Here is an 11,945-nt window from a genome sequence, read left to right as displayed (position 1 = left end):
TCACGCCTCGGCGATGCGCCGGATCGCCGCCAACGTCGCGGGGATGCCCTCGTGGGCCATCGCCGTGCGCGCCTCGATCTGGGCGTCGGCGTCGTCGCCGTACCGCTGGACGAACGCCGCCTGACCCTCCGGGGTGAACTCCCAGGACTCGGTGAGCACCGTCGCCTCGCCGTCCCGGGCGGGCTCCAGCGTGTACGCCCAGCGCACGAACCCCTGGCCGACCACCCAGGCGAACTCCCGGCCCGGGTCGGCCACGACGACCTGAGACCGGGTCTCCCACGTGCGGTCCGCGGTCTCGTTGCGGCCGGTGAAGTGCGCGCCGATCCGGGGCGACGCACCCGCCGCGGGCGCGTCCGCCTCGTCCCACCAGCAGGCCTTGCAGACCGGGGACCACTCCCCGGTGCGGGTCACGTCCGAGACGAGGGCGTAGACCTCGACCGGGGGCGCGGCGATCTCGATCGACTGCGAGTGCGTCCGTGCGGTAGTCATGCCCGCGATGATGGCATGCCGGCCCCCGACGGACAGCAGGTCGTCGTCCGACGTTCACTCGGTCGGGTCCTGGAGTTCGCCCACGGCGGGCAACGTGCGGGGCAACGCTCCCGAGCCGAAGGTGCCTTGTCGCATGCCGTCGTCCCGCCAGCTCCCCGTCCGTCTGACGTCCGCCCTGACCGCCGCGGCCCTCGCCACCGGGGCGCTGGCCGCCGCGGTCCCGGCCGCCGCCGCACCCTCACCGGGTCCCTCCGTGGACCTGCCCTGGCCGCTGGTCGTCACCGAGATCGCCCCCGACAACAGCGGGCCCGACCACTTCGAGTTCTTCGAGGTCACCAACACCACCGACGAGCCCGTGGACCTCGCCGAGCACACGTTCACGTACGTCCACACGAACGAGGGCTCGTCGGGCAGCGACCGGCCGCTGACGCTCGCCGAGGACACCGCGACCGTGCCCGCCGGTGGCAGCGCGGTGCTCTGGTTGCAGTACACGAGCTCCACGGTCGACAGCTTCGCCCGGTCCGACGACGACTTCCGTGCGGCGGTCGGCGCGGAGGCCGACGTCCCGCTCTTCCACGTCACGGGCCAGGCCGGGATGGCGAACAGCGCCGAGCGCGGGATCCGCGTCGACGACGCGAGCGGCGACACGGTGAGCTGGTCGGTGTACGACCGGGTCTCGACCGCCCCGGACGTCTCGACGCACTTCGCCGTCCCCGCGGAGCCGGAGGTCGCGGCGATGGTCGAGCTCTCGTCGGGGCCGCACTCGCCCGGCGTGGTCGACCCCGACCAGCTCACCCCGACGGAGCCCGAGCCGGATCCGGAGCCGAGCGTACCCGAGCAGGGAGCGCCGCCGCCGTCGGACCCGGACCTGGACGCCCCGGAGCTCCAGGTCACGGAGGTGGCACCGGACACGACCAACGTCGGCGGTGCCGACGGGTACGAGTTCATCGAGGTCTACAACGCCTCCGACGCCCCCGTGCCGTTCTCCGCACACACGATCGACTACCTGTACCTCGACGGGTCCCACCTCGTCACCAACAGCGCGACGTGGCCGTCCGTCCCGCACGACCCGGTGATCGAGCCCGGTCGCACGCTGGTGCTGTGGGTCAAGAACGGGTCCAACGACGACCTGACGGCGGCGGACTTCAACGCGCACTTCGGCAGCCGCCTGACCGCGGGCGTCGACCTCGTCGAGATCCACGCGGCCGGGATGGCCAACGGGGGACAGCGTGGCATCCAGGTGGTGACCAACAGCGGTCACGTCCTCTCCCGCGCGGACTACATGGACGACGACCAGACCGTGGCCGACCGGCCGATCCAGTACCGGTGGGACGAGGGCACGAACCAGACGCTGGTCGGCACCGGCCTCGCGACCCCGGGCTACGCGTCGCCGGACCAGGTGCCCGCCGGCCTCGTCGTGGTGCCCGAGGACGCCGCCGACCCGGTGATCACCGACCTCACCGGCGACGGCGGCGAGACCGGCGAGGACCTGCCGCTGCGGTTCGACGTCACCGACGACCGCCGGGTGACCACCGTCGAGCTCACCCTCGCCACCGACGTCGGCGAGCCCAGCACCCGGAACCTGCGGTTCGACGAGGAGGGCGGCTACGTCTACGACGTGCCGGCCGTGGACCTCTACGGCAAGGCCTGGGTCGAGTACACGCTCACGGCGTCCGACGGCGTGCGCACCAGCACGCTCGGACCGGTGCGCGTCGACCTGGCCGACGGCGAGCCCGCCCCGGTGCGGCTGGACGTGACCGACGGGCAGCACGTCGGCGGACGGACGCGGGTGACGGCGACGACGGCGGGCGACGCCGCCGCGCTACGCCTGGCGGTCGACGGTGTCGAGGTCGCCGCGACGCCGTCGCTCGAGGCGCCCGCGATGTTCGCCTTCGAGGCCACGAGCACCGACGCGTTCTTCCGCAACGGCGTCAAGATCGACGACGAGGTGCTCACGGTGTTCGACGAGGGCTTCTACGAGCTCGTCGAGACCGTGGCGAGCGAGGTCCCGATCGACCGGGTCGTACCCGGCGAGAGCGTCACGCTCGGCATCTACGCGGGCACCAAGGCGTGGCCGGAGCCCGACCCGGACGAGAACAACGACGACTTCAGCGCCTTCGACGTGCGCCTCGCGCTGCCCGACGGGCGCGTGCTGCTCCCCGTCGCGTGCGGTGGTGCTGGCGAGGGTCAGGAGGAGACGGTCCGCGACTGCCCGGCGCCCGGCGCACGGATCGGCTTCTCCGACGCGGACCAGGTCTACTTCACGGCCACGTTCGACGCGCCGGACGATGCTTTCGACTCCCGGGCGCACGTGTGGGACACCACCGCGCTGCCCGACGGGGAGCACACGATCACCGCGACGGCAGGGGAGGAGACGGTGACGCGCACCGTCGTCGTGGACAACACGGCGCCCGAGGTCGCCACCGACCTCACCGACGGCGAGACGTACCGCGGCGAGATCGTGGTGGACGCCCGGGCCACCGACGCCGGCTCCGGTGTCGCGACGCTGACCGCGACCCTGGACGGCGAGGAGGTCGAGCTGCCCCACACGACGAGCTCGCTCGCCCTGGAGGCCGGGGAGCACGCGCTCGTGCTGGAGGCCGAGGACGAGGTGGGCAACACCACCACGCGAACGGTCGGCTTCAGCACCCCCGACGAGACACCCGGCGTCGCGCTGGGCGAGCCGGCGGACGGTGCCGTGGTCGATGCCGGCGACGTGGTGCTGACCGCCACCCCGGGCACCGCGACGGGCGACGTCGTCGACGTCGAGTTCCGCCGCGGCCTCGCGTACGACGCCGCCGACGCCGAGGTGCGTGCGTTCGCCGGCACGACGACGGACGCCTCCGCCACCGACCGGGACGGCCGGACTGCGCTGACCGAGGAGGAGGCCGCGCGGACCGTGACCGCCGACGGGACGGCGAGCGAGATCAGCTCCGACAGCGAGCTGCCGTACCAGCTCTTCACGGTGGACGTGCCCGACGACGCCGGGACCGACGGGCAGGTCCGCATCTCGTGGACGGGGTCGGCGAACGCGGACGCCAAGGTGCTGCTGTCCGTGCTGGACACCGCCGACGACTCCTGGGACGAGATCGACCGGCACGTCACCACCGACGGGGTCACCGAGCTCGAGCTCGGTGGGACGGTCCCGCTGGCCGACCATGTCCGCGACGGCGCGGTGACCGTGCTGGTGCAGCACTCGGAGGGCTTCGCGGGCACGGAGCGGTCGCCGCGCGAGGACGCGGCCGCGCCGTTCCACCCGGACGCCACCCCGAGTTCGGAGTACGACTTCACGATCGGCTGGGAGTCGGACACCCAGTACTACAACGACAACGAGGGTCAACCCACCGACGGTTCGGGCGAGGAGTGGTACTCGCACCAGGAGGCCATCCACGACTTCTTCCTGGACCGCCGTGACGAGCTGAACCTGCAGTACGTGGTCCACACCGGCGACGTCGTCGACGACTGGGACCAGGAGTACCAGTGGGCGAACGCCGACCCGTCGTACCGGATGCTCGACGAGGCCGGGCTGCCGTACGGGGTGCTGGCCGGCAACCACGACGTCGGCGGGGCGCTCGCGGACTACGGCCCGTTCTCCCGCCACTTCGGTGCGGACCGGTTCTCCGGGAACCCCTGGTACGGCGGCGACCACCAGGACAACCGCGGCCACTACGACCTGGTCAGCGTCGACGGCGTGGACCTGCTCCTGCTGTCCATGGGCTGGGCGCCGGGTGACGAGCAGATCGACTGGATGAACGAGGTGATCGCGCAGTACCCGGAGCGCACGGTCTGGCTCAACCTGCACGAGTACATGCTCACCACCGGTGGCCTCGGCCCGGTCCCGCAGCAGATCCTCGACGAGGTCGTCGCCCCGAACCCCAACGTCGCCATGGTGAGCTCCGGCCACTACCACGACGCCTACACCCGCACGGACGACTTCGACGACGACGGCGACGGTGTGGCGGACCGGACCGTCTACTCGATGCTGTTCGACTACCAGGGCCTCGCCGAGGGCGGGCTCGGCTACCTGCGGCTGCTGCACTTCGACAACGACGGGGGCGCGGGCGGCACCGGGCGGATCGTCGTGCGCACGTACTCGCCGTCGCTGGACGACTTCGACTCCGACGACGCGGCGCTGAACGACCCGTCCGGCATGCAGGACTTCGAGATCCCGTACGCAGCCCTCGGGCTGACCCCGACGACGAAGACCCTGGCGACGGACGCCCTGAGCATCGACGTGCTGACCACCGAGTCGATCGACACGGTCACCGGCGTGGCGAGCGATGAGACGGCGTCCGGCACGTGGTCGGACGTGAAGCCCGGCGAGCACGGGTGGTTCGCCGAGGTCACCGGTCCCTTCGGCGGCGTCGTCGCCTCACCGGTGCGGACGTTCACCGCACAGGATGCCGCGGGGCCCGTCGTCGAGCCGGGCACGCCCCAGGTGGTGGCCTCCGGTCGTGGCGGGCCTCGCGAGGGCAAGCCGCTGCGCGTCGACCCGGGCCGGTGGACCCCCGGCACCCAGCTGACCTTCGTGTGGAGGGCAGACGGCGAGGAGGTCGCCGCCGGCAAGCGGCGGACGTACAAGCCGGACACCTCCGACGTCGGCAAGCGGATCACCGTCGAGGTGACCGGGACGAAGAAGGGGCACCGGCCGGCGACCGCGACGTCCGAGCCCACGGACCCCGTGGCCGGCCGCTGACGTCCGTCAGCCGCCGTGCGGTAGACGGGGATGACGGCCGGTGCCCGCGGTGTTGGCGCCGGTGTGACCCCGACCGCTGCGCCGACCGTGCCCGAGATGGCCGACGTGGTCGTCATCGGTGCGGGGCAGGCGGGCCTGTCCGCCGCCTACCACCTGCAGCGGCGAGGCTTCGTGCCCGCCGGTGCACCGCTGTCGGGCCGCCGCGACGCGAGGACGTACCTGGTCCTCGATGCCGAGGACGGGCCGGGCGGTGCGTGGCGACACCGTTGGCGGTCGCTGCGGATGAGCACGGTGAACGGCATCCACGACCTGCCCGGCATCGAGCAGCCGGGGGTCGCCCCCGAGGCGGCGAGCGTGGACGTGCTGCCCGCGTACTTCGGCGACTACGAGACGGAGCTCGGCCTCGCCGTCGTGCGGCCGGTCCGGGTCCGCCGCGTGGAAGAGGCCGACGGCAGCGCGACGGGCAGGCCCGGCGACCTTCTGGTTCGCTGGGCCTCCGGCGACCGGTCCGGCGCGATCACCGCGCGGGCGATCATCAACGCCACCGGGACGTGGTCCAAGCCGTTCTGGCCCGCCTACCCGGGTCAGGAGACGTTCCGCGGCCGCCAGCTCCACACGGCCGACTACGTGCGGGCCGAGGACTTCGCCGGTGCGCGGGTCGCGGTGGTGGGCGGCGGGATCTCCGCCGTGCAGCTCCTGGAGGAGATCTCGCACGTGGCGCAGACGTTCTGGTTCACGCGGCGCGAACCCGTGTGGCGCGACGACTTCGGGCCCGACGACGGGTCGCGTGCCGTCGCGATGGTCGACCAGCGGGTGCGCGAGGGACTGCCGCCGCAGAGCGTCGTGTCCGTGACGGGCCTGATCCGCACACCATCGCTGCATGCCGCCGCGGAGCGTGGTGTGCTCGAGCGGCGGCCGATGTTCACCCGGATCGTGCCCGAGGGTGTCGTCGCGGCGGACGGCCAGGTCCTGCCCGTCGACGTGATCTTCTGGAACACCGGGTTCCGCGCGGCCCTGGACCACCTTCGACCGTTGCGGCTGCGGGCGCCCGGCGGCGGCATCCGGATGGACGACACGCAGGTGGCCGGCGAGCCGCGGGTGCACCTGGTGGGCTACGGGCCGTCGGCGTCGACCGTGGGGGCGAACCGCGCCGGGCGGGAAGCCGTGGCGCGGATCGTGCGGTTCCTCGCCGCCGAAGATGAGCTGCTGCCCGTACCCCACCGGGGGACACGGGCAGCCGCTCATGGACCGGACACCGGGGGCGTCACGGCGAGGTGAGGTCCGCGACCTCCCCGTCCGCGACGGTGGCGAGCTGGTCCGCCGTCAGGGCACCCACGTACACCTGCAGGTCGTCGACGTCACCCTGGAACGGCGTGTCCCACCAGTTGACCCCGAGGGCGAACACGCCGTCGTCGGTGGTGAGCACGTCCGGGAAGCCGGTCCCGGTGTGCACCACCTCACCGTCGAGGTAGATGGTCACCGCACCGCCCGTCTCGACCGTGAAGGCGACGTGCGACCAGGCCCCGGTCGGGACCTGCGTCCCGGTCAGACCGTCGTAGAAGGTGCTCGATCCGGCCCACAGCATCGTGCGGTGCTGGTCCCAGCCGGACGGCACGAGGCTCAGCCAGTTGACGTCGTCGCGAGCGGCGAAGAAGGCTGTCGTGTAGTCCGTCAGCCGCTCCGGACGCAGCCACAGGCTCACCGTGTAGTCCTGGCCGGAGATCAGCCCGTCCGGCAGGCGCACCCCGCTGGTGCCGTCCAGGTGGACGGCCTGGCCGTGCGCGCCGTCGGTGAAGGAGACCTGGCCGCCCTCGGCGTCGACGCGATCGCCCGTGACCGTGCCCGCCGCAGCGCCACCCGTCGCGCTCAGGTCGCCGTCGAAGGCGTAGCGCGCGACCAGCCCGGGCTCCGGCATCGCCGGGACGGTGAGCTCGAACGCCTTCGTCGCTGTCACGCCGCCGATCGTGACGGTGGCGGTGAGGGTGACGCCGGCGTCGCCGACCTGCTCCGACGGGCGCGTGACCGTGCCGTCCGCGGTCACGACCGACTCGTCGCTGGACGCCCAGGTGATGGTCGCGCCGTGGGTGCCCACGGTCGGCAGGTCGAGGTCTGCCACCACCGATCCGGTGCCCGGCAGGGTCAGGTCGGCGACGACGGCGTCGACGATCTCCTGGTCGCCCAGCGGCGCCTGCGCGCTGCCCCACAGCGAGACGCCGTCGGCCGACTGCACGGAGAACGTGTCGACCCAGGCCGCGGCGGTGGGGTCCCACTCGCGCGAGACGACGCCGTCGTACCCGGTGCCGTCGAGGGTCAGGCGCAGCCGGTTCTTGTCGTAGAGGCGCCAGCGTCCCTCAGCAGCACCGCTGACGCGCCCGTCCTGGCGCAGGGTCACGGTGGAGGCGGTGCGGATCTCCCGGCTGATCGTCTTGTCGTGCTCGATGAACCGGTAGTCGCCGACGAGCTGCTTGCGCAGGAACTTCGCGGTGTCGTTCCCCCCGGCGTAGCGGTAAGGCGCGACCACGGGCCAGCCGTCGGCGTTCATCGACATATCGTGCACGCGGATCTGGTGGCGCTCGCCCTGCTCGGGGAACCGGCTGTGGAAGATCAGCAGCATCTCGCCGGTCTCCGGGTCGACGTAGGTCGTGTTGTGACCGGGGGAGACCTTGCCGTCGCCGATGCCGGTGCCGGGCGCGCCGACCTCCCGCTGGAACAGGTAGTTGCCCATGAGCTTGACGCCGTACGGCTCGATCGTGACGTCGTCGAAGACCGGCAGGGCCGGGTCCGAGCGGACCTCGCGCATGTCGTTCCCCGCGGCGTCGACGAACGGGCCGTCCGGGTTCTCCGAGCGCATCACGCGCATGTTGTACCCGGAGTCGGCGTCCAGCCCGCCGAACGACGTGAACAGGTAGTAGTACTCCGTCTCGGGGCTGTACATCATCGCCGGACCCTCGATGCGGCTGTGGTTGCCGCCCGTCAGGTGCGTGCCGTACCCCTGGTCGGGCAGCGGGACGCCGGTGGCGGGGTCCATCTCCAGGATGAAGATGCCACCGGAGAACGAGCCGTAGACCATCCACAGCCGGCCCTCGGCGTCGTAGAAGACGTCGGGGTCGATGGCGTTCGGGTGGACCAGCGCGTCGTAGGGCGTGCCGTCCTCGCTCGGCCCCTCGCCGTCGCGGTGCCCTGACCTCAGCAGGATGCCGAGATCCTCGTAGGGGCCCTCGACGCTGTCGGCGACGGCGACGCCGAGCGCGCTGCGCGGCGAGCTGCCCTCGCACGCGTTGTAGTACATGTAGAACTTGCCGTCCGCCTCGAGCTGGAGGACGTCGGCGGCCCACAGGGTGTCGGACTCGGCCCAGGCGAACGTCTCGGCCAGCTCGGTCGTCACGTCGTCGAACAACGGGTTCTCAGGGGTGACGAGGTTGGCCACCTGTTCCCACTGCTGGAAGTCGTCGGTCTTCGCGGCGGCCAGGTGCGAGCCGAACACGTAGTGCTCGTCCCCGACCGTGACCAACGAGGGGTCGTGGGTCTCCGCGTCGACGAAGACCGGGGGTGCCGGATCCGCGAGAGTGGGCGGGGCGGCGCTGGCGGCGCTCGTCGCCCCGGCGGCGAGGGGCAGGGCCAGAGCGGTGGCGGTGAGGGCGGCGATGCGTCGTGACCGTCTGCGGGTCATGGCGGCTCCTTGGTGTTCGTCGTCGAACGTCGGCCCCGGCGATGGGGCCATTACAACGATGTATCGCGGATACTCTACATCGTTGTAGACGGTGGTCAAGGGTCCCAGGCACGCCACATGCGATCCGCCGGGGTGTGACCGGACGTTCGCGGGCGGGCACGGCGCCGAGGCGCCGCACCTGCCCGCGGGGCAGGTCAGGGCCTGCCGGTGCGGACCTCGAGGGTGGCCGGCGCGGACACCGTCGGTGTCGCGCCCGTCTCCCCGGCGACCAGCGCCCGGTATTCGCCCGAGTGCGGCGGCACGGCGCGCACGGTGAGCGACGACGACGTCTCGCCCGCCAGGTCCGTCCACTCGCCGTCGACCAAACGCTGCCACTGGTAGCCCGTCGCCGCGACGGCCTCGACGTCGAACGTGGCCGGACGGCCGGGGCGCGACGAGACGTCCTGCGGCTGCTCGGTCACCACGGCCGCGACCGGCGTCTGGCCCGCCGTGTACCGCGTGAAGTTGTACTCCCGCGGCGACTGCGGACGCTGCTCGCCGGTGACCTTCGCCTGCAGGTCGCACTCGCCGTTCGCCTCGATCTGCAGCCATTCGCCCATCACGTACTCGACGACCTCCTCCTTGTCGTCACCGCAGATGTCGACGTGCCACAGGCGGGCGTCGTCGAGTGCGGTGACGAACTCACCGTCGCCCGAATGGATGCCGGTGGGTTCGCCGCAGCCGCGGTTCCAGACCATGATCTGGTCGGTCCCGTCACCGGTCCAGTTGTGGATGGGCTCGGGGATCGTGCCGTAGCAGCCGCGGGTCTGGCGCTCCTCGGCCCACACGGTCTCGCCCTGGGCATCGATCATGAACAGGCCGTCCAGGCCGTTCGAGGACCGGTTGATGCGGTCCAGCCCGAACGTCTCCAGGCCGGGAAGGTCGGCGCGGAACTCGCCGACCATGATGTTCTGCGACTCGACCGTGTCGTCGTTGACCCAGATGGTCTCGCCGGTGTCCCAGCGGTGGGCCGACGTCGAGGCGCCGCCGAGCAGCACGTCCGCGGTGCCGTCGGAGTCGATGTCGGCGACCCAGATGGTGTCGGCGTGGTCGGGCAGGTCGGCGGACCACAGGAGGTTGCCGTCGGCGTCGACCATGTCGTAGCCGATCATGATCTCGTCACGACCGTCGCCGTCGAAGTCGTACGGCCACGGGTAGTGCCCGGTGTTGCCCTCGTGCTCCCAGATGACGGTGCCGTCGGACTCGAGCAGCCAGGCCTTCGTGTAGCGGTTCTTGAGCAGGATCTCGTCCGGGTGGCCCTCGCCGTCGGCGTCCACGAAGACGATGGCATCGTGCGCCTGCGGGTCCGGCAGGGCGAAGTCGCGCACGTGCTCGCCGGTGGCGCCGTCGAACACGTAGAACCGGCCCTCGGCCTCCGTGTCGCCGTCCGGGTACATGACCGCGACGACCTCGAGGTCACCGTCGCCGTCGGTGTCCACGACCTGGGCGGGGATGTCCTGGCTGTTGTTGCGCCCGTCGGGGTCGACCTCGCCGATCTGCCAGAGCTGCTCGCCGGTGGCCGTGAAGGCCGTCATCGAGGCGACCATGGGCCCGTCACGCAGTGCGCCGGCGTTGATGTGGTGCGGCTGGACCATGACGATCTCGGGCCGGCCGTCGCCGGTGAGGTCGCCGAACCACGGCCGGGCGCCGTCGCCGGCACCGCTCGTGTCGATGTCCGCGATGGTGGTCGGCTCGATCATGTTCTCGAGCACCGTGTTCTCGGACGGCTCGGAGATGCCTCCGGACCCGACCGCGCGCACCTGGTACGTCCACGTGAAGCAGCACGCGGTGCCCGGCCCGACGTCCAGCGCGCTCGAGGTGTCCTCGGTGCGCTCCAGCAGCTGCCAGTCGTGGGAGACATGGTCGGTGCGGTAGACGTCGTAGGCGACGGCGCCGTCGGGGGCGTCCCAGTGCAGGATCGACGTCGTGGCGTCCTCCGCGCCCTCGACGCGCAGGTTCGTGGGGGCCGACGGCGGAGCCTGCTCCTCGTCCGCGGCCTCGATGGCCAGGGGCTGGGACGGGCCGGACTCGATGCCTGAGCCGTCGGTCTGGGTGACGGTGTACGTCAGGGAGTCGCCGAGGCGGATGCTCGGGTCGGTGTCGGTGTAGGCCGGCTCGGTGGTCGTGCCGATGGCCGCCGCCTCGCCGTCGTTCATGCTGCGGTACACGGTGTACCGGGCGGCGTCGGGGCGGGCGTCCCAGGTGAGGTTCACCTCGACCGCCGTGCCGTCGACCTCGACGTCGGAGGCGAGGTTCGACGGCGGCAGCTGGGAGGAGACGGTGATGCCGTTGATCCGTCCGTCGCGGGCCACGTCGAGGTCGAGCCGGCCGTCGTCGACGGTGACGACGTCGGCCCAGGTGGCGAACGCTCGAGCGTCCCCTCGTCGGAGCCCTCGACGGTGAGCTCGGTGTAGTTGGCGGCGATCTGGTCCCCGCTGACCACGGTGACCCAGTAGGTGCCGTCGGGCACGTCGGTGGAGAACGTCGTCGTGCCGACGGTGAAGTCGCGGCGCAGGTCGTCCGGGGCGCCGCGGTCGCGGACCGCGACCTGACGGGACAGGCCGTAGCCCGCGCCGTCGTCGTACACCGTGGTGTGCGCCACGCGGGTGTGGCCGTCAGCCACGGGTGAGCTCGTCGAACCGAAGTCGAAGCGCTGGTCGACGGTCGCGGCCTCGGTGGCGCCCTCGTCCGCCGTGGCGCTGGCGGCCAGGGGGAGCGGCGCGAGCGCGACCGTCGCGGCGGCCGCGACGGCGATCGCTCGACGTGGTGATCGGGTGGTGCTGCGGTGGGTGGGTGACAACGTCGTCCTCCATCGGTGCGTGCCGACGACGTCGCCTGGATCGACGGCGTCGTCGGTCTGAGTCCCGACCGTGAATCGATTCAAGGCCGTTTGGAAAGCGTATACCACCTGCTCAGCCAGCGCGACTGACACCGACTCGCGGCTGTTCGGCAGTTTGCGCTCTGTTCGGCAGTTCGAACTGCCGAACAGAGCGCAGACTGCCGAACGAAATGGCGGGAACGCTCGGGCTACCGGATAGTTGCCCTGGCGAC

General features: G+C 71.9%; 6 protein-coding genes. 2 read left to right on the top strand and 4 right to left on the bottom strand.

The window, feature by feature from the left end; all coding sequences use genetic code 11:
• Nucleotides 1-489: an SRPBCC family protein gene (locus AC3RJ8_RS11170; protein ID WP_489712699.1), complete on the bottom strand. Its 489-nt coding sequence runs from the start codon at nt 487-489 to the stop codon at nt 1-3.
• Nucleotides 490-622: 133 nt separating this feature from the next.
• On the opposite strand from AC3RJ8_RS11170, the gene AC3RJ8_RS11165 reads away from it, so the two are divergent.
• Nucleotides 623-5,185, top strand: coding sequence for a metallophosphoesterase (locus AC3RJ8_RS11165; protein ID WP_489712698.1), 4,563 nt, complete (start codon nt 623-625; stop codon nt 5,183-5,185).
• Nucleotides 5,186-5,281: 96 nt separating this feature from the next.
• Complete coding sequence (locus AC3RJ8_RS11160; RefSeq protein ID WP_489712697.1) at nt 5,282-6,463, top strand: FAD-dependent oxidoreductase; 1,182 nt, start codon at nt 5,282-5,284, stop codon at nt 6,461-6,463.
• Here the strand turns inward: AC3RJ8_RS11160 and AC3RJ8_RS11155 are convergent.
• From AC3RJ8_RS11155 to AC3RJ8_RS11145, 3 genes are all read right to left on the bottom strand, one after another.
• Nucleotides 6,450-8,855: a LamG-like jellyroll fold domain-containing protein gene (locus AC3RJ8_RS11155; protein ID WP_489712696.1), complete on the bottom strand. Its 2,406-nt coding sequence runs from the start codon at nt 8,853-8,855 to the stop codon at nt 6,450-6,452. The genes AC3RJ8_RS11160 and AC3RJ8_RS11155 overlap by 14 nt on opposite strands.
• A 194-nt stretch (nt 8,856-9,049) precedes the next feature.
• Complete coding sequence (locus AC3RJ8_RS11150) at nt 9,050-11,206, bottom strand: hypothetical protein (protein WP_489712695.1); 2,157 nt, start codon at nt 11,204-11,206, stop codon at nt 9,050-9,052.
• The gene (locus AC3RJ8_RS11145) at nt 11,104-11,694 is read right to left on the bottom strand and encodes a hypothetical protein (RefSeq protein WP_489712694.1); all 591 of its coding nucleotides are present in this window, start codon (nt 11,692-11,694) and stop codon (nt 11,104-11,106) included. Before AC3RJ8_RS11145 ends, AC3RJ8_RS11150 begins: the two co-directional genes overlap by 103 nt.
• Nucleotides 11,695-11,945: the final 251 nt, after the last annotated feature.

The organism is Isoptericola sp. MSGPD8_1_ISO-PGPR-S23-394, assembly GCF_058072785.1.
The sequence above is the reverse complement of the archived record's forward strand: the minus strand, read 5'-3'. Positions and strand labels throughout refer to the sequence as shown.